Annotated in this window: 16 protein-coding genes; 5 read left to right on the plus strand and 11 right to left on the minus strand. The window is 68.6% G+C overall.

Annotation, left to right across the window (positions count from 1 at the left end):
• The first annotated feature begins 13 nt into the window (after positions 1 to 13).
• The gene (locus ACVBD7_RS09095; RefSeq protein ID WP_458097160.1) at positions 14 to 1,063 is read left to right on the plus strand and encodes a GlxA family transcriptional regulator; all 1,050 of its coding nucleotides are present in this window, start codon (positions 14 to 16) and stop codon (positions 1,061 to 1,063) included.
• Complete coding sequence (locus ACVBD7_RS09100) at positions 1,060 to 1,776, plus strand: DJ-1/PfpI family protein (protein ID WP_458097161.1); 717 nt, start codon at positions 1,060 to 1,062, stop codon at positions 1,774 to 1,776. The genes ACVBD7_RS09095 and ACVBD7_RS09100 overlap by 4 nt, the downstream gene beginning before the upstream one ends.
• Before the next feature lie 327 nt (positions 1,777 to 2,103).
• Here the strand turns inward: ACVBD7_RS09100 and ACVBD7_RS09105 are convergent, their stop codons facing one another.
• The 5 genes from ACVBD7_RS09105 to ACVBD7_RS09125 form a co-directional block, all read right to left on the minus strand.
• Positions 2,104 to 2,523 carry a MaoC family dehydratase gene (locus tag ACVBD7_RS09105; protein ID WP_458097162.1) on the minus strand — a complete coding sequence of 140 codons (420 nt, stop codon included), beginning with the start codon at positions 2,521 to 2,523 and terminating at the stop codon, positions 2,104 to 2,106.
• A 23-nt stretch (positions 2,524 to 2,546) separates the two neighbouring features.
• Positions 2,547 to 4,100 (minus strand): acyl CoA:acetate/3-ketoacid CoA transferase, encoded by a 1,554-nt coding sequence (locus ACVBD7_RS09110; RefSeq protein WP_458097163.1) that lies wholly within the window; start codon positions 4,098 to 4,100, stop codon positions 2,547 to 2,549.
• 67 nt (positions 4,101 to 4,167) lie between these two features.
• Entirely contained in the window at positions 4,168 to 6,222 is a 2,055-nt protein-coding gene (locus ACVBD7_RS09115) for a dipeptide ABC transporter ATP-binding protein (RefSeq protein WP_458097164.1), read from the minus strand.
• Positions 6,222 to 7,106, minus strand: coding sequence for an ABC transporter permease (locus tag ACVBD7_RS09120; RefSeq protein ID WP_458097165.1), 885 nt, complete (start codon positions 7,104 to 7,106; stop codon positions 6,222 to 6,224). The genes ACVBD7_RS09115 and ACVBD7_RS09120 overlap by 1 nt, the downstream gene beginning before the upstream one ends.
• Positions 7,103 to 8,071 carry an ABC transporter permease gene (locus ACVBD7_RS09125; protein ID WP_458097166.1) on the minus strand — a complete coding sequence of 323 codons (969 nt, stop codon included), beginning with the start codon at positions 8,069 to 8,071 and terminating at the stop codon, positions 7,103 to 7,105. Before ACVBD7_RS09125 ends, ACVBD7_RS09120 begins: the two co-directional genes overlap by 4 nt.
• 113 nt (positions 8,072 to 8,184) lie before the next feature.
• On the opposite strand from ACVBD7_RS09125, the gene ACVBD7_RS09130 reads away from it, so the two are divergent.
• A complete protein-coding gene (locus tag ACVBD7_RS09130) occupies positions 8,185 to 8,952 on the plus strand; it encodes an enoyl-CoA hydratase/isomerase family protein (RefSeq protein ID WP_458097167.1) in 768 nt (255 codons plus the stop codon).
• Positions 8,949 to 9,935 (plus strand): NAD(P)-dependent oxidoreductase, encoded by a 987-nt coding sequence (locus ACVBD7_RS09135; RefSeq protein ID WP_458097168.1) that lies wholly within the window; start codon positions 8,949 to 8,951, stop codon positions 9,933 to 9,935. The genes ACVBD7_RS09130 and ACVBD7_RS09135 overlap by 4 nt, the downstream gene beginning before the upstream one ends.
• Positions 9,936 to 9,971: 36 nt before the next feature.
• Here the strand turns inward: ACVBD7_RS09135 and ACVBD7_RS09140 are convergent, their stop codons facing one another.
• The gene (locus tag ACVBD7_RS09140) at positions 9,972 to 11,585 is read right to left on the minus strand and encodes an ABC transporter substrate-binding protein (RefSeq protein WP_458097169.1); all 1,614 of its coding nucleotides are present in this window, start codon (positions 11,583 to 11,585) and stop codon (positions 9,972 to 9,974) included.
• A 210-nt stretch (positions 11,586 to 11,795) separates the two neighbouring features.
• Here ACVBD7_RS09140 and ACVBD7_RS09145 point away from each other — a divergent pair, with 210 nt between their 5' ends.
• The gene (locus ACVBD7_RS09145) at positions 11,796 to 12,599 is read left to right on the plus strand and encodes a shikimate dehydrogenase family protein (RefSeq protein ID WP_458097170.1); all 804 of its coding nucleotides are present in this window, start codon (positions 11,796 to 11,798) and stop codon (positions 12,597 to 12,599) included.
• Between the two features lie 36 nt (positions 12,600 to 12,635).
• Here ACVBD7_RS09145 and ACVBD7_RS09150 read toward each other — a convergent pair whose 3' ends face one another.
• From ACVBD7_RS09150 to ACVBD7_RS09170, 5 genes are all read right to left on the minus strand, one after another.
• The gene (locus tag ACVBD7_RS09150; protein ID WP_458097171.1) at positions 12,636 to 13,415 is read right to left on the minus strand and encodes a 3-ketoacyl-ACP reductase; all 780 of its coding nucleotides are present in this window, start codon (positions 13,413 to 13,415) and stop codon (positions 12,636 to 12,638) included.
• Positions 13,412 to 14,551, minus strand: coding sequence for an acyl-CoA dehydrogenase family protein (locus ACVBD7_RS09155; protein WP_458097172.1), 1,140 nt, complete (start codon positions 14,549 to 14,551; stop codon positions 13,412 to 13,414). Before ACVBD7_RS09155 ends, ACVBD7_RS09150 begins: the two co-directional genes overlap by 4 nt.
• Before the next feature lie 158 nt (positions 14,552 to 14,709).
• The gene (locus ACVBD7_RS09160) at positions 14,710 to 15,264 is read right to left on the minus strand and encodes a hypothetical protein (protein ID WP_458097173.1); all 555 of its coding nucleotides are present in this window, start codon (positions 15,262 to 15,264) and stop codon (positions 14,710 to 14,712) included.
• Positions 15,265 to 15,512: 248 nt separating this feature from the next.
• Positions 15,513 to 17,471 (minus strand): amidohydrolase, encoded by a 1,959-nt coding sequence (locus ACVBD7_RS09165; protein WP_458097174.1) that lies wholly within the window; start codon positions 17,469 to 17,471, stop codon positions 15,513 to 15,515.
• A 157-nt stretch (positions 17,472 to 17,628) separates the two neighbouring features.
• The gene (locus ACVBD7_RS09170; RefSeq protein WP_458097175.1) at positions 17,629 to 18,465 is read right to left on the minus strand and encodes an alpha/beta fold hydrolase; all 837 of its coding nucleotides are present in this window, start codon (positions 18,463 to 18,465) and stop codon (positions 17,629 to 17,631) included.
• Positions 18,466 to 18,783 lie beyond the last annotated feature (318 nt).

Genomic DNA, 18,783 nt, shown 5'->3' on the forward strand with positions numbered 1-18,783 from the left:
CAGCATACCCGGCATGGAGAGAGCAAAACCCGCCCCTCGCCGCGTCCTCATCCTCGGCGCCGCCCCTGTGCAGCTGCTGGACCTGGCCGGCCCCGCCGAGGTGTTGTCGCAGGCCGGCCGGCTGCACGCACTGGCGCGCGGCCAGGCAGATGCCCCGCCACTCTACGAAGTCTCCTGCCATATCGTTGCAGGGCCGGGCCTCCCTCAGACAACGGCCGGACTCGGCTTCCAGCCCATGGTGAGCGACGCGTCACTGCTCGGCCTGGAGGTGCTCGACACACTGATCGTGATCGGGGGTGAAGGTGCGCGGACGCGAGGCACGGACCAGCACCTGCAGCACCTGGTGCAGCACCTCGCCCCGCGGGCGGGTCGCCTCGTCGGCGTTTGCACGGGAACCTTCATCCTCGCCGCCGCGGGCCTGCTCGAAGGCCGCCGCGTGACCACGCACTGGCGCCACTGCCCGGAACTGGCGCGGCGTCACCCAGGATTGACCGTGGATCCGGACCCGATCTTCATCCGCGACGGCCATCTCTGGACTTCCGCCGGGGTGACTGCGGGCATGGATCTCGTACTCGCCCTCGTCGAGGAGGATCATGGTCACGCGCTGGCCCTTGCCGTCGCGCGGGAGCTGGTGCTGTTCCTCCGCCGCCCCGGCGACCAGAAGCAGTTCAGCAGCCTGCTCGCGGCGCAGAGCCGCGGCGGCTCGCGGCTGGGCGCGCTGATGGCCTGGCTCGCGGGCAACCTGCACCGTCCCGTCTCGGTGGAAGCGATGGCCGAGCGCGCCTGCCTCAGCCCACGCCAGTTCGCGCGGGTCTTCCGCGAGGAGACCGGCCTCACCCCGGCGCGCTTCCTGGAGCGCATGCGCGTCGAGGCAGCGAGGCAGCGGCTGGAAACCGGTCGCGGCGGGCTCGCCGCCGTCGTCGCAAGCTGCGGCTTCGGCACGGAGGAGACGATGCGCCGCGCCTTCATCCGCCAGGTCGGCGCCTCGCCGGGCGACTACCGCGACCGCTTCCGCCGCGCCTCTGGGCGCGGTGCAACCCAGGCCATGGACATCCACGCATGATCGACCCCAACCGTCACCTCACCATCGGCTCGCTGATTTTCGACGGCATTGACCAGATCGACCTCACTGGTCCCTTCGAAGTTCTCTCCCGAATCCCGAACTCTACCTACCGTCTCTACGGCAAGACCAACGGGCTGATCCGCGACATCAAGGGCCTCCGCATCACGCCCGATGCCGCGATGGCCGAGGCCCCGCACCTGGACGTGCTGCACATCCCCGGCGGCTTCGGTCAGGAGGCGCTGATGGAAGACGAGGAGGTGCTGGGCTGGATCCGCAGCCAGGCAGCGGGCGCGCACAGCATCTTCTCGGTCTGCACCGGCGCGCTGGTCTGCGGCGCGGCGGGGCTACTCAGGGGCCGTCGAGCCACCACCCACTGGGCTTCCTTCCACCTGCTCCCCTACTTTGGCGCCATCCCGGTGAACGAGCGCGTGGTGGTGGACGGCAACTGGGTTTTCGCGGCCGGCGTTACCGCCGGAATCGATGGCGCGCTCCGCCTTGCGGCGGAGCTGCGCGGGGATGCGGCCGCGCAGGGCATCCAGCTCCACATGGTCTATGCGCCGGAGCCGCCCTTCGATGCGGGCACGCCGGAAAGCGCCCCGCCTGCGGTCCTCGCCGCGATGAGAGAGAGCGTGAAGGCTGTCACCACACAGCGCGAGGCGACGGCACAGCGGGTGGCCGACAGGCTCGGTATCAGCGTGGCCGTCAACGACTAGCGGCCGGGATGGCAACCCCGGGCGGAATCGACCGTCCGGGCTAAGCACTCAGCCGACCGCAAGCACCTGCGTGCCCGAGGCGAGGCTGGTGCGGCCACGTCTTCGGCATGGTCGGCGCTCACCCTAAGGCTCGAAGGCACAAGTTGCAGGCCACCGCGTCGCCAACGGAAACAAACGACGCACCCAGTACCGGAGCAGTCCACGAAGCTTGGCCGGAAAGGCAGGACGAGTCAGAGCGCAAAAGTCCCACGGTCATCAACGACGTTGGCCGGCCTCATGCTTACCGCCGTAACCCGCGGCAGCGGACGCCTTAGACATACCTCGTCCTCACCCCGGTCGCGGCACCCAGGCGAGTAAGTGGCTGCCGACAAGGCACGTCTCACCATCCCCGTTCACCACCTCGACCGTCGCACGAGTGCGGCCCCGGTCATCGTCCACCTCGTCGATCAGGTAACGCGCCCGGAGCATCTCGCCCGCGAAAACCGGGCGGGTGAAGCGGATCCTGTCGTAGCCTGCGGAAACCGGCGTGCCTGCGCTGCCGCGCTCGACGGAGCGGCGGGAGATCATCGACGCGGTGGTGGAAAGCAGCCCCATCACCAGTGCACCATGTGCGATGATGCGCCCGAAAACGGTGCGCTCGGCGAAGGCGGCATCCACATGCACGGGGTCGTCGTCCCCGCTCAGCGCGGCGAAGGCTGCGATATCGGCGGCCGAGATGGTCCTGCTGAACTCCGCGACCTCTCCCACGAAGAGGAACGTCCTGCAGCCCGTCATCCCGCAGCCTCGGTCCTCAACAGACGCTCCAGCCCCGGGCGCGACGGCCGTGCTGCTAGGCGGCCCACAAGCCCCATCGGCCCCTCGGCGAACAGCCCCGCCTCCATGCGCCGCAGCGCAGGCGAGATGCGCGGGCGAAAGCCCATCCGGCCAATCACATCCGCTTCGATATCTACCCCCGGCGCGATCTCGATCAGTTCCGGCCCGCCCTCCGCAAGCCGGAACACCGCGCATTCCGTGACGTAAAGCACCCGCTGCCCGCGGCTCTGTGCATAGGGTCCGGAAAAGGTCACCTGCTCCACCTTCCCCACCGCCTTGGCCGCACCACCCGCCGTCAAGGTGCCGCCGAACACCACTGAGCCGGCGCCCTGGCTGATGTTGATGAACCCACCCGGCCCCACGATCCGCCCGCCAAAGCGCGAAACGTTCACGCTGCCCTCCGCATCGAACTCCGCGAAGGAAAGGAAGGCCAGGTCAAGCCCGCCGCCATCGTAGAAGTCGAACTGATAGGGCTGGTCCAGTTGCGCGTCCGGGCTCATCGCAGCACCCGCATCATTTCCGCTGGCGGGCGCGCCGCCGACATTGCCCTGCTCGTTCGTCAGGCAGATCCGGCGAAGCACGCCCTCCTCCGCCGCGACATTCGCAATGCCGGTGGAAATTCCGGAGCCGAGATTGCAGATCGCACCCTCGAACAGCTCCAGCGCCCCGCGCCGGGCCACGATGCGGCGCGGGCCGCGCGGCAGGCGGGGGATGTCCTCCAAAGTCACGCGCAAATGGCCGGAATAGGCAGCACTGTCCTGCGTGAGAAAGGTCTGCCATTGCCCGGGCTCGACCACCACAGCATCCACCAGGATGCCAGGCACCTTCACCATCTTGGGATGGATGGAACTGGCGGGCACGATACGCTGAACCTGCGCGACCACGATCCCGCCCATGCGGCGCGTGGCCTGCGCCATGCTCAACATCTCCAGCGTGACGGCCTCGTGCTCCATGGAGATGTTGCCGTCCTCGTCCGCTGCCGAGCCCCGCAGGAAGGCGACGTTCACCCCGTATGGCTTGTAGAAGAGGTAATCCTCGCCCCGGAACTGCACGAGCTCGACCAGATCCTCGGTCGCCCTCACGCTCTGCCGCCCGCCACCCAGACGCGGATCGACAAAGGTGTGCAGCCCGATCTTTGTCAGCAGCCCCGGGCGCCCCGCCGCCATCTCCCGCATGAGCTGCGACAGCGCGCCCTGCGGCAGGGTATAGGCCTCGATCTCGTCATCCAGCGCCAGCCGCGCGATCCCCGGCGAGTTGACGAAAGTGCCCGAAGCCACGCGCTTCAGCAGCCCCTTTTGCGCGAGATGGCCAGCACCACGCATCGCGCCGTCCCCCAGCCCCACCGGATGCACAGCCGTGATGCCGAGTGGTGCACCCGTTTCGCGGAAGCGCGCTCCGACCGCCGCCAGCAGCGCATCCGGCACCGCGTGGCCACCGCCGGAACCGCCGATCAGCAGCGTGTCACCATCCTCCAGAAGGGCTGCGGCCTGGGCCGCGGTGATCTGTCTCATCCAGAAACCCCCTGGAATACCGAGGCCGGAAATAAACGCAGCGCTTCGAGGAGAGGTCTGGTCGAACTCACGCCCGCACTCCCCCAGCCGGTGTGAAAGACCCCGGGAAGTGACAGGCGACGCGCCGTCCTGCCTCCACCTCCGCCAGCGGCGGAACCTCCTCGCAGACGGCCTGCGCCATCGGACAGCGGCCACGGAAGACGCAGCCGGTCGGCAACTTCAGCGTGGAGGGCGGTTCCCCGCTCAGGATCACCCGCTCGCGTCCTGGTTCCGGCACCGCGCTTGTCAGGGCAACTGTGTAGGGATGCAGCGGTCGCGCGAACAGCGCGACGGCCGGTCCCTCCTCCATGATGCGCCCGAGATACATCACCGCCACCCGGTCGCAGAAGGCGCGCACCACGGCCAGGTCATGTGCGATGAACAGGTAGGAAAGGCCAAGCCGCTGCCGCAGGTCCAGCATCAGGTTCAGCACCTGCGCCTGCACGTTCACGTCCAGCGCCGAGACCGGCTCATCCGCCACCACCAGCGCCGGATCCAGCGCAAGCGCCCGCGCGATGGAAATCCGCTGCCTCTGCCCGCCCGAGAACTCATGCGGGAACCGCACCGCCCATTCCGGCTTCAGCCCCACGGTTCCCATAAGGTCCAGCACGCGCCGGTCCGCTTCTGCGCGGCTGGCGGCGCGGCCATGCGCCATCAACGGCTCGGCCAGGATGTCCCGCACGCGCATCCGTGGGTTGAGGGAGGCATAGGGGTCCTGAAACACCATCTGCAGGCGCGGCCGCAGCGGTCGCATCTCGGCCGAAGAGGCATGGGTGATGTCGCGCCCTTCGAAATGCACACTGCCCGCCGTCGGCTCGTGCAGCCGCGTGACCAATCGCGCGAGGGTCGACTTGCCACAGCCGCTCTCCCCCACGATCCCCAGGCTCTCGCCGCGAGCCAGCCGCAGGTCCACGCCGTTCACCGCATGCACCACCGCGCGCGGACCGAAGAACGAACTGCGGGCGCCGGCAAAGTGCTTCACCAGCCCAGTCACCTCCAGCAGCGGCGGTGCCTCCGTCTCCGGTTCCCGCGCGGCTGCCTCGGCCGCGACAGGCGGTGGTGGAAGCGGCCGGCCATCCGCCGTCACCCAGCAACGCGCCCGACGGCCGGGCGCCACTTCCATCAGCGGTGGATGCTCCTGGCCGCAACGCGAGACGGCAAAGGGGCAGCGTGCCACGAACCGGCAGGCGGGCGGCGGATTGAGCGCATCCGGCGGCGCCCCCTCGATGCTCGTGAGCCGTGCGCCCGCCGGGCTGTCCAGCCGCGGCACCGCATTGACCAGGGCCCAGGAATAGGGATGGCGCGGATCGGTGAGAACAGCCTCGGTTTCGGCCTCCTCCACCACCTCCCCCGCATACATCACGGCAACGCGGCGGCAGACCGTCCCGATCACTCCGAGATCATGGCTGATCAGGACAACCGCCGTCCCGAACTCGGCATTCAGGTTGCGCAGCAGATCCAGGATCTGCGCCTGGATCGTCACATCGAGCGCGGTGGTAGGCTCGTCCGCGATCAGCAGTACGGGATCATTCGCCACGCCGATCGCCAGCATCACGCGCTGCCGCATGCCGCCCGAGAACTGGTGCGGAAAGGAAGCCGCCGCGCGCTCTGGCGCCACCACCCCCATCCGGCGCAGCAGCTCCACCGCACGCACCCGCGCCTTTGCCGGCGTCTGCCGGCCGTGGGAGACCATGTGCTCCGTCACCTGGCGCAGGATGCGGATCACCGGGTTCAGCCCGGTCATCGGGTCCTGGAACACCATCGCCGCCCTGTCACCGCGCCAGTCGCGAAGCTCCGCCCCGCTCATCGTGAGCACGTCACGGCCCTGGAACCGAACGGCACCGCCGATGATGCGCGCCGGCTCCTCCAGCAGCCGCATGAGCGACAGCGCCGTCACGCTCTTGCCCGACCCGCTCTCACCGACAATCCCCAGCGTCTCTCCGGGCCCGACGGAGAAGGAGACCCCATCCACCGCGCGCACCGCGCCGGCGTCGGTGAGAAACACCGTGCGAAGGTCCTCGACCTCGAGTACCGGCACGGCGGTGGCGGCCGAGCCATCCCGGATCTGCAGAGAACCGTCCATCAGCGCGACCTCGCCCTTGGGTCGAGCCAGTCCCGCAGCCCATCGCCACAGAAGTTAAAACCCACCACGACAGTCAGGATGGCGAAGCCCGGAAAGGCCGCGATCCACCACTGCTCCACCAGCTCACGCCCCTCCGCGACCATGGAGCCCCATTCCGGCGTCGGCGGCACGACGCCCAGGCCGAGAAAGGAGAGCCCCGCGAAGGTGAGGATCGCGTTCCCCAGGTCGAGCGTCACCAGCACCGCGAGCGGCCCCATGGTGTTCGGCAGGATGTGCCGGGAGAGGATGCGGCGGGGCTTCAGCCCGAGCACCGTCGCCGCCTCCACATATTCCTGCCCGCGCTGCACCAGCGCGAGCGCCCGCCCCAACCGCGCAAACTTCGGCCACCAAACCACCAGCATCGCGAGAATGGTGTTCTGCGTTCCGATGCCCAGGGCCGCCGCAATGGCCAGGGCGAGGATGATCGGTGGAAAGCACAAAACCAGATCCGTCAGCCGCATCAGTGCCTCGTCCCAGAACCCGCGCGCCCAGGCCGCGACGATCCCGACCGTGGTGCCGATCGCCGCTCCCAGCAGCACGACGGTAAACCCCGCCAGCAAGGAAAGCCGCGCACCGTGCAGCAGCCGTGAGAACACGTCGCGCCCTAGCACATCGGTGCCCAGCCAGTGCGCCGCACCCGGCGGCTGCAACCGGTTCACCACATCCTGCGCGTCCGGCGGATAGGGAGAGATCCACGGCGCCAGCAGCGCGACCAGGATCCAGAGCAGGACAACCGCCCCGCCCAGCCAGGCCGGCCCGTACCGGCGCAATCGCCGGCGCCAGCGAGGCCGCTGAACCGGCATCGTCGGCGCGGCGACGAGTGGGGGAACCGTGCTCGCGCTCACCGCCGCACCCTCGGATCGAGCGCCGCATAGGAGAGGTCCACCAGCAGATTGACGAGCAGGTAGGTCGCAGACACGACGAGGGTGATGCCCATGATCGCCGGAAAATCCAGCGCTGCTGCGGAACGGAAGGTGTAACGGCCCAGACCCGGCCAGGCGAAAACAGTCTCGGTCATCACAGCGCCCGCCAGAAGGTTGGCGAAGGCCAAGCCGCCAAGCGTCACTACTGGCACCAATGCATTCGGCAGCGCATGGCGCAGAACGATCGCCCGCTCCCGAAGTCCCTTGGCCCGCGACACGCGCACGTAATCCTGCCCCAAGCTGTCCAGCATCGCCGCACGCGTCGTTCGCGTGATCAACCCGATGGTCGCTGCCGCCAGCACGATCGAGGGCAACACCAGATGCGCCGCACTGTCCCAGAATCCCTCCCAGTCCCGCTGCACCAAGGTGTCCACCAGAAACAACCCTGTCGGCCCCTCGGGCGGAAAGGCAATCGGGTCCATCCTCCCCGGCCCCGGCGCCCATTCCAGCCCGCCATAGAAGATGGCCAGCATAATAAAGGCGAGCCAGAAGGTTGGCGCCGAAACACCGAGCAGCGAGATCGCGCGCGCAAGCGTATCCACCCAACTGTCCCGCCAGACTGCCGCGGCAATCCCCAGGGGAATGCCGACGACGAGCGTGAGCAGGAAGGAGATCGTCGCCAATTCCAGCGTGGCCGGCGCGTACTGGGCGATATCCTCCAGCACCGGCCGCCGCGTCGCGATGGAGACGCCGAGATCGCCATGCGCCAGCCCGTTCAAAAAGATACCGTAACGCTGCCATAGCGGCAGATCGAGGCCCCATTTGGCCCGCCATTCCGCCACGGTGGCAGGGTTGCTCGCCAGGATGTCACCCAGCTGTGCCAGCACCGGGTCGCCCGGCACCAGAGCGGAGATGAGGAACACGACCAAGCTCGCCAGCAGCGCCATGATGGCGGCCGCAAGCAGTCGCGTCGCGATGTATCGCGGCACGCGGACATTCCTCCTTGTTGCGCTCACTCTGCGCCTGCGGGACAGATACGATCAAGACAGGAGGATGCGTGATGGACGGAGACGTGCGCTTGACCGTCGCGGACGGGGTGGGCGAGCTGGTGCTGGACCGCCCAGCCAAGCACAATGCGATGACACCCGCGATGGCCCGGAGCCTGCTGGACCATGCCCGCGCGGTGGATGAGGACGATACCGTCCGCGCCATCCTCCTCCGGGGCGAGGGCGAGCGCGCCTTCTGCGCCGGCAGCGACCTGAACGCCCTGGCCGCCTATCCCTCAGCCTGGCACTTCCGCAACCGCGTGGAATACGCCACCGCCATCCGAAACATCCGCAAGTCCGTGGTGGCCGCCCTGCAGGGCTGGACACTTGGCGGCGGTGCGGAATCCGCGCTTTCGGCCGACCTCCGCATCGCCTCGGAGACGATGCGCCTCGGCTTCCCCGAAGTGCAGCGCGGCTGGGTGGGCGGCGGTGGCGCCTCGCAGCTCCTGCCCCGTCTCATCGGCCAGGGCCGGGCGGCTCGCCTGCTCATGCTTGGCGACCCGATCGATGCGGCCGAAGCGCTGCGCTTGGGCATTGTGGAGGAGGTAGTCCCGCAATCCGCCCTGCTGGACCGGGCGCGGGCGGTCGCCGCACGGCTTGCTGCCCTTTCGCCTGTGGCGGTGCAGTCGGTGAAGGCCGCAATGCGGATGGCGCTGGAAACGCCGCTCTCGGCCGGCCTGGCTTATGAGAACGAGATGAACGTGCTCTGCTTCTCCGCAGGGGACCACCTGGAGGGCATTCGCGCCTTCAATGAGAAGCGCCCCGCGGAGTTCGCCCGATGAAGGTTTTCCTCTCCCATTCCACCGAAACTTTCCCTGGTTATTTCGGGGACCGCGCCCTGGCTGCCCTGCAGGAGCACGCCGAGGTGGTCCGCAACACCACCGACCGCGAGTTGCGGGACGAGGAGCTGGCCCAGGCCGCCGCGGGATGCCAGGCCATTATCGCCTATCGCGGCAGCCCCGGCACCGCCACCACCTTCATCGCATCGCCCGATCTCGTGGCGTTTCTGCGCTGCGCAGTGGATATCAGCACCATCGACGTGGCAGCCGCCTCGGCCAACGGCATCCTCGTCACCCGCGCGACGCCCGGCTTCACCGATTCTGTGGCCGAGCTGGGCATCGGCATGATGGTGGACCTCGCGCGCGGCGTCACCCGCGCCGCCAGTGCCTATCACCGAGGTGAGATCCCCGCCCCCACCACCGGCGTGCAGCTCTCGGCCGCCTCAATGGGCCTGATCGGCTACGGTCGCATTGCCCGGCGGATGGCCAGCACCGCCCTCGCGTTGGGCATGCGCGTCCTCGCCTACGACCCCTACGCGCCGCCCGAGGAAGAGGGCGTGCAAGCCGCAGGCTTCGGCGAGGCCCTGGCGACCGACTTCGTCGTCTGCCTCGCCATTGCCTCACCGGAGACGGCAAACCTCATGGACGCCAAGGCCTTCGCCGCCATGCGTCGCGGCGCCTTCTTCATCAACCTGTCCCGCGGCGAACTGGTAGACGAGACGGCGTTGGAAGCGGCCCTGGATTCCGGCCACATCGGGGGCGCCGCGATGGATGTAGGCCGCGCGCCGGACCAAATGCCCTCCCCCCACCTCGCGCGCCGCCAGGATGTGATCGCCACGCCCCATCTAGCCGGGCTGACGCCCGAGGCCGCAGAGCACCAGGCGATGGACACGGTGAGGCAGATCGCCTCCCTTGCCGCCGGACAGCTGCCCGACGGTGCCGTGAATGCGGAGGCGGCGCACCGCATCGCGCGCCTGCGGCGCTGAGACGAAACGGGGAGGCATCCCCTCCCCGCCCTGGCCTCAGACCAGCGTCACCTTCCCCGTATCGAGCTGCCAGCCCGCCGCCGTGAGAGGGAAGTCCTTCACCGTGTTCCGCACGGCGATCTGGTAGATCGGCTGGAACAGAACGAAGTGATTGGCCTGGTCCACCGCCCGCCGCTGCCACTCCACCCAGAGCTCTGCGGCCTTCGCCAGGTCCTGCTCTTCGGCAGCCCGGCGGGTCAGCTCCGTCATATCGGCCGGCACATCCCAGCCCACGCGCCTCGCCACGCGCTCCACCACCGCACTCGCCCACAGGTCATTGGAAACGGCTGGCGGGTTCCAGAAGGTGAGCAGCCCGCCAGCCATCCGACCCTGCGTGTAAACCGTTCGCAGGTTGACCTGATCCATCGGATTCAGCCGCACCCGGATGCCGACGCGCGCCAGATCCGATTGCAGCTTTTGCCCGAGCACCTGATAGGAAATGCCGGCGACCGCCGCCTGTCCGTAGGCAATCTCCATCTCGAACCCATCGGCCAGCCCGGCGGCCTGGAGAAGCTGCCTCGCTTTGTCCAGGTCCTGCTTGAAGCCGACCTGACGCGCAACGGCCTCGGTGCTGCCGTTCACCCCGATCGGCAGGAAGTGCGCCGCCCGCAGCGCCGCACCGCCGAGAAGGTTAGTCAGGATGCTGTCATAGTCGATGGCATGGCCGATCGCGTGCCGCACCTCCTTCTTCGCCAGTGCCGGGTTTGCCGCCGGATTCTGCGTCAGCGCCATATACACGTGGTCGAGGCTCGGCAGCCGGTCTACCCGCACATTCGGGTCGGACCGTAGCGTCGCGATCTGCTCGGGGATCAGGTTGAAGGCGGCATGCACGTCGCCGCGCCGTACAGCCAGAAGCTGCGCCGCGCTATCCGAAAGATGCCGGATCACCACGCGCTCGAAGGCCGGCGCCCCCCGCCAGTGATTCGGGTTGCGCTGTAGCTGGATCTGCCCGTTCCGCTCCCAGCGCACCAGCCGGTAAGGGCCCGTGCCGGCGGAGTTGCCGTTCAGCCAGTCCGTCGCCTTGTCCTGATCCTTCGCCTCCACGCCCTGCACACCACCATGCTGTAGCACCACCGCCTTCTCGACAATCGCGCAGCCCGGGTTGCACAGGATGGAAAGCACGGGCGCGTTCGGCGAATTCAGGACGAAGTCGACCGTGTTGGCGTCCACCACCTCCACCCGGTCCACTGCCTTGATGTACTGCTGCGTCTGATCCTTCATGTTGATCAGCCGGTCGAAGGTGAACTTCACGTCCTCGGCCGTCATCGTCGCGCCGGAGGCGAACTTCACGCCCTGCCGAAGCGTGAAGCGCCAGCCGTCCCCGCCCGGGCGCCGCTCCCATTTCGTGGCAAGCGATGGCTTCGGGTTCACGAGATCATTCGCGTCCAGCGTCATCAGGCTGTCGTAGCAGGCGGCCAGGGTCAGGGGCGGCGTGTACTGCGCCTGCCGGACGGGATCGAGGGTGATGGTGTCGCTGATGTCGATGCCGAGCACGAGCGTGTCCCGCCGCGACTGCGCCAGCGCCTGCCCGCCGGGCAGGAACGGAAGAACAGCTGCGGAAGCGCCGAGCAGCCGCGCGAGGTCGCGCCGGGAGAGGGACATCACGGTCATGGACAATTCCTCAGAGGCGTCCGACAGTTCCGCCGGATCGTTTTAGGCGCGGGATGCACCCGTGCTCTGCCACGATAGGTCGCAGTTGTTGCGCCTGTGAAGCAGGAAGCTGCACTGGGGAAGCGATCGGCGAGGCACGGCTCGGCAGAGAAGCCTCGTCCTCATCCGGGCACGGGTCCACGCCCAGCCCGTCACCTCAGGACACCGCGCATGACGATCACCGGCCGCACCCGCATCATGGCCATCCTCGGCGACCCGGTCGCACCCCTCCGCTCCCCCGCCCTGTTCAACCAAGCCTTCGAGCGGCTGGGCATGGATTTTGTGTTCGTCCCCTTCGAGGTGCCGGCGGGCGAGCTGCCCACTGCCTGGGCTGGCCTGACCCGCCTCCGCAACCTGGACGGGCTGGTGGTGACCATGCCCCACAAGGAGGCGGTGGTCCCACTGCTCGACGCGCTCGGCCCAACAGCCCAACGCACCGGAACCGTCAACACCGTCCGACGCCGTCCGGAAGGTGGCTGGGAAGGCGAAATGTTCGATGGCGAGGGCTTCCGCGATGGGCTGGAACGGGCCGGACATCCCGTGCGCGGGGCAGCCATCCTGCAGGTCGGCTGCGGGGCCGCTGGCCGCGCCATCGCCCATGCCCTGGCCCGCGCCGGCGCAGCCAGGCTTGCATTGCACGACACCACGCCTGGCCGCGCCGCCGCGCTCGCCGAAACACTCTCCAACTCCTATCCCGCCCTCTCCGTAACCGAGGGCGCGCTGGACGTTGGGGGCTCGGACATCGTCGTGAACGCCACCCCGCTCGGACTCCGAACCGGTGATCCCCTTCCATTCGACACGTCGCAGCTGCGACCTCATCAGGTGGTGGCCGATGTCATCCCCAACCCCGAGGTGACGCCCATCATTGCCGGTGCCCGTGCGGCCGGATGCGCCACGGTCACGGGGCGCGCCATGCACGAGGGTCAGGCCCGCCTTGCCGCTGCCTATCTCGGCATCGAGGGCTGGGCCGGCTGATATCCCCTCGAGGGAATGGACGGCCCGGGACGGACCTCACAGGCGCGCCAGATGCAGCCCGCCATCAACGTGGAAGGCATCGCCGGTCGTGAAGGGAAGGTCTCCCGCCGCCAGCAGGGCGATGGTCCGCCCCACATCCTCCGCCTCGCCCCACCGGCGGATCGGCGACAGACCGGCCGCGATCCGCGCGTCATAGGCCGCCGCCACGGGCGCCGTCATGTCGGTCCGGATCACGCCAGGGCGGATCTCGTGCACCGCAATTCCTTCCTCGGCGAGCCGCAACGCGAAAACGCGCGACACCATCGAGACCGCCGCCTTGGAGGCCGCGTACTCCCCACGCTCCGGCGAGGCAAGGGTCGCGTTTGCCGAGGAAACGAAGACGATGCTGCGCGCTCCCCTCGCCACCGCGCCCCGCGCCCCCGAAGCGAGCATCCGCCGAGCCACGCCTTGGGCGAGGAAGAAAGCAGCCCGCACATTCACCCCGAAGGCTCGATCCCAGGACTCCGGCGTCACCTCAAGCAGGTCGCCCCGCCGCATCGCACCCACCCCGGCATTGTTCACCAGGCACTCCAGCCCGCCGAATGCCTTCCAGGCCGCGTCCAGCAGCGCCGCATGCCCGTCCAGAAGGCCGACATCGGCCTTCCGGAAAACGAAGCGCCCTCCGGCCTCCTCCACCGCCGCGGCCGTGTCCATCACGCCCTCCTCCAGCAAGTCGGCACCGACAACATCGAAGCCGCGCGCCGCCAACGCCGCGCAGGTCGCCCGCCCGATGCCGCGCCGCGCGCCCGTCACAAGCGCTGCCGGACGCCCGCTCATGCGAGCAGCGCCCGCGCCATGATCATGCGTTGCACCTGGTTCGTCCCCTCGTAGATCTGCGTGATCTTGGCATCGCGGAACAACCGCTCCACCCGGACGCCGCGGATATAGCCGCTGCCGCCATGGATCTGCACCGCGTCGGCCGTGCGCGCCACGGCGGCGTCGGAGGCGAAGCACTTCGCCATGCTCGCCTCCAGTGTCGCGCGCCCGCCTGAATCCAGCACACGCGCCGCATGATGCACCATCAACCGCGCGGCATGCGCGTCCTTCGCCATATCGGCGATCATCCACTGCACCGCCTGAAAATCGGCGATCGCCTGCCCAAACTGGCGCCTCTGCTTCGCGTAGCCGATGCTATCCTCCAGCGCCGCCGCGAGAATGCCGACGGCCAGCGCCGCAATGCCGACCCGCCCCTTGTCCAGCACCGACATCATCATGTGAAAGCCGCGACCCTCTGGCCCCAGCACCGCATCGCTTGGAAGTCGCACGCCATCGAAGCGCAGCCCGCCCAGCGGCGAGGCGCGTTGCCCCATTTTATGCTCCTTGCGGTCTCGCGTGACACCGGGACGATCGAGATCGACCAGAAAGATCGACATCCCGCGATGCCCCGCCCCAGGATCAGTGCGCGCGAGCACGGCGGCGAAGTCAGCCACGGGCGCGTTGTGGATCCACAGCTTGGCGCCATCCAGCACCCAGCCGTCCCCGTCCCGCCGCGCCGTGGTCTTCAGCCCGCCGAGATCCGATCCGGCCTCGGCCTCTGTCAGCGCATAGGCACAGCGCCGCTCCGCCCGGAGCAGTGGTCGCAAGTATTGCTCCTGCTGCGCCGCCGTGCCGTGCTGCGTGAGCAAGGTGCCGAGCAACTCAACCAACCCGACCTGATCGGCAACGGAGGCATAGCCGCGCGACATTTCCTCCATGACCAGCGCGTAGGACAGCACGTCGCCGCCCGCACCGCCCAAAGCCTCCGGCACGGTGATGCCGAACAGGCCGAGCGAAGCGAGCTCAGTGTATAAGTCCGCAGGAAATCTCTCCTCCTCGTCGAGCGCTGTTGCGAGGGGTGCGATGCGCGCCTCCGCGAAGCGACGCGCCGCCTCGCGCAACGCGCGGTGAGTCTCTGAGAGTTCCGTGTCCACCATCGTTTCCCCAGGCAACGAGTTCGTACCGGCGCCCATTGGCGCGGATGGTCGTTGCCATCCCGGCGGCGCGTTCGCCCGCATGGGGAAGGGTGGCCGGGCGATATCGACCCGTCAACTTGCCCGGGCCTGGCTCCGGGCCACGACAGCGGCGAGGCAGCTCAGCTCGGCGCAGACTCTGGTGAGATCGCCACGGAAAGCCTGAGCCCCCGAAGCAAGCGCGCGTCCCCGTCGGCCGCCTCCGCCGGCATCAGCATCACGGGAGAACTCTCCCCCATCTGCGAGAGCATCTCGGGCAGGCTGACTGCAGCCACCAAGCCCCTGACGGTGCGAGCCTCCTCGCCCTCGTCCGGCGCGTTCGCGCCGTAGACTACCGCCACCGTTCCCTCCGCTTCGGGAACGGCCTCGACCCCGGCCGGGATGCCGAAGCCGCGGGCGCCGAGCCCACCGTGCTTCCTCTCCACCACCCATCCACCGGTCCCGCCGCCTTCTCCGCGTCGCGCCTCCAGCCAGAACAGAGGCGGCAGCGCCTCCAGCACAGCCGGCGAGCGCGACACCTCGGAGAGCGCCAGTCCGCGCGCCAGGACTGCAATGTCCTCATCGACGGCCAGGGCCGGCGCGCCCTCCGCCCGCAGCCGCTGCGCCGCGCGCCGGACGTCCGTGGGCGCCCGCTCCCCGAGCATGGCCACAAGCAGGCTATCTGCAGGGAACCTCAACCTCGGACTGCCTTGCACCCTGCGCGCTCCCCGTGATGCTCCGTACCGCGACGGTAAGATTACTGCTGCCACAGCGCTCCGCCAGTCACCGCCACTGCGCCGACCAGCCAGCACCGATGCGCAGCCGCGGCGCAGCATCGCCCTCTCGCACACAAGCCTACCCTGTCCCAGCCCGAAGGTCCCTCCTAACAAACCCGGGCGGCTGCCCAACTGGCTCGCCGAACCCCTGCCGGCTGGTCAGGCCTCGCTCAGAAGGCCCAGCAGGAGCAGCCGAGCGCGCCCCAGAACCCCTTATCATCCCGCGCCGGGGCATGCGCCGCCCAGGCACGGGCGTGGTCGTGCCCATGCACACCGCAGGCCGCATCGCAGCATCCGCCGGCAGCGCGGGCAAAGGCTCCCGCCGCGCCCGGCTTCTCCGCCCGCCGGCCCTGGTACCCGCCAAACCGCCGCACCGGCGACCAATCGGGCATGGCCGGCGGCATCGGCGGCGAGAGCGCCGCGAACTCCGCCGCGCCATGGACGATCCGGCCGCCCACGACCGTCAGCACCGAGGTGATATCCTGGATCTCATCCCCGGGGATACCGAACAGGTCGCGATCCAGCACCGCAAGATCCGCGAGCTGGCCCACGGCGATCAATCCTTTCTTGCCCTCCTCGTTGGAGAACCAGGCGACCTTCTCCGTCATCATCCGCAGCGCCGTCTCGCGGTCGATCGTGTTCCGTTCGGGCGTCATGCGCAGACCGCCCACGGTCTTGCCCGTGACGAGCCAGTAGATCGCGACCCAGGGATTGTAGGAGGCGACACGGGTGGCGTCCGTGCCGGCCGAGACCTTCACCCCCATCTCCAGCATCTTCGCCACGGGCGGCGTCGCCTCCGCCGCGCGGTTTCCATAGCGCTCGACGAAGTACTCGCCCTGATAGGCCATGCGATGCTGCACTGCCACGCCGCCGCCGAGCCGCGCGATTCGGTCCAGCGATCGCTCGGTCACCGTCTCGGCATGGTCGAAAATCCAGTGCAGATCACCGATCGGCATCTCGGCATTCACCTTCTCGAACACATCGAGGGCGCGCGAGATCGTCTGGTCGTAGGTCGCATGCAGGCGCCAGGGCCAGCGGTTCTGCACAAGGATGCGCACCACCGCCTCCAGCTCCGGTTCCATCTCCGCGGGCATCTCCGGGCGCTCCACCCGAAAGTCCTCGAAGTCGGCCGCCGAGAAGACCAGCATCTCGCCCGCGCCGTTGAGGCGGAAGTAATCGTCGCCCTGCTGATACTTGGCGGTGCTCGTCCACCGCAGGAAGTCGTCCCGCTCCGCTTTCGGCTTCTGCGTGAACAGGTTGTAGGCGATGCGCACCGTCAGCTCGCCATCCCTGGCCAGCTTCTGAATCACGCCGTAATCGTCGGGATAGTTCTGATAGCCGCCGCCTGCGTCGATCGCCCCCGTCACGCCCAGCCGGTTCAGGTCGCGCAGGAAGTGCCTCGTGGAGTTGAGCTGATAGTCGAAGGGCAGCGACGGCCCCTTGGCGAGTGTCGCATACAGAATGGTGGCGTTCGGCCGTGCCAGCAGGAGGCCGGTCGGCGTTCCGTCGGGCGCGCGCTGAATCTCCCCGCCCGGCGGGTTCGGCGTGTCCCTGGTGTAGCCCGCCGCGCGCAGGGCCGCGCCGTTCAGCAGCGCGCGGTCATACAGGTGCAGGATGAAAACCGGCGTGTCGGGCGCGACCGCGTTAATTTCATCCAGCGTTGGCAGCCGTTTCTCGGTAAACTGATGCTCGGTAAAGCCGCCGACAATCCGCACCCACTGCGGCGGCGGCGTGATCGCCACCTGGCGGCGCAGCATCTCCATCGCAGTGGCAAGGCTGCGCACGCCGTCCCAGCGCAGCTCCATGTTGAAATTCAGCCCGCCGCGGATAACGTGGATATGGTTGTCGATCAGCCCGGGAATCAGCCGCTTGCCCTGGAGGTCAATCACACGCGTGCCCGGCCCGGCGGTGGGCAGGATGGTGCGCGCCTCTCCTACGGCGGAGAACCGGCCGCCGGTGATCGCCACCGCCTCCGGCGCCGGGTTACCCCGGTCCAGCGTGGTGATCGCGCCGTTGTGCAGGATGAGGTCGGGCGCGGCGGATTGGGCCATGGCAGGGCTCCGTTCGAGAGCGGCGAGGCCGAGCGCAGCGGTGCCACCCGTGAGCCCCCGGCGGGTCAGCCCCGGCATCACGCGCCGCCCCGCGCGGTGTCATGCCCCGACGGCATCCTGCTCGGATCGCGCATGCAATGCACCACTGCTAGAACTCCTCCCGCTAGACTAGAACCCATTCGCTCACAGAATTGCGCAGGCTCCCGATGCAGATACGGAAGTCGGCGCGTGACGCTCAGCTTCGGACGAAGGCGAGTAGATCCGGATTGATGAGGTCGGCATGGGTGGTCAGCATGCCGTGCGGCAATCCCGGGTGAATCTTCAATGTCCCGTTCCGGAGCAGCTTGGCCGACTTCGGCGCGGAAGCGACGATCGGCACGATCTGGTCATCATCGCCGTGCAGCACGAGCGTGGGCACCGCGATGGCCTTGAGATCCTCCGTCTGGTCTGTCTCGGAGAAAGCCTTGATCCCGTCGTAATGGGCCTTCGCGCCGCCCATCATCCCCTGCCGCCACCAGTTGTCGACCACGCCCGGGAAGACCTTCGCGTCCGGCCGGTTGAAGCCGTAGAACGGCCCGGCCGCGACGTCTCGGTACAGCTGCGCGCGGTTCTCGGCCACGCCTTTGCGGAAGCCGTCGAACACCTCGAGCGGAAGCCCCTCCGGGTTGGTGTCGGTCCTCAGCATCAGTGGCGGCACGGCCGAGACCAGCACGGCCTTGGCCACGCGCCCGCTCGGCTCGCCATGCCGCGCCACGTAGCGCGCCACCTCGCCGCCGCCAGTGGAATGGCCGATATGCACGGCTCCGCGCAGGTCGAGATGCTCGACCACGGCCGCGGCATCCGCCGCATAGTGGTCCATGTCGTGCCCCTCGCTCACCTGGCCGGAGCGCCCGTGTCCGCGCCGGTCATGCGCGATCACCCGAAAGCCGTTCTGTACGAAGAACAGCATCTGCGTGTCCCAGTCGTCGGCGGAAAGTGGCCAGCCATGATGGAACATGATCGGCTGGGCCTCCTTCGGCCCCCAATCCTTGTAGTAGATCGAAGCGCCGTCGCTCGTGGTGATCATGGGCATGGCGGTGTTCTCCGCAGGATTAGTGACATGGGTCGGGGCCTGGGCATGGCGGGCCCTGTGGTCTCGGCTGCGATTCCGCGCAGCAGAAGCCTCCGCCTTGGCAGGTCCGTGCCCATCCCGCGTCCGACCATGGTGCTTCGCCGATCGTGAAGGCCCGGCGGCGCGGGACAGGCATTGATAGGGCCCGTCCTATCAGGCCGGCATTGCCGCCTTCTTGGCCGCGACTGACCAAATCCGCGCCGGCCACGCAGCGCGTTTGCAAGCGGCGCGAGCGACGCCCTATACCGCTCCCCTCAGCCTGCAGCGCGATCCCGCCCC

Source organism: Roseomonas sp. WA12 (assembly GCF_054165765.1).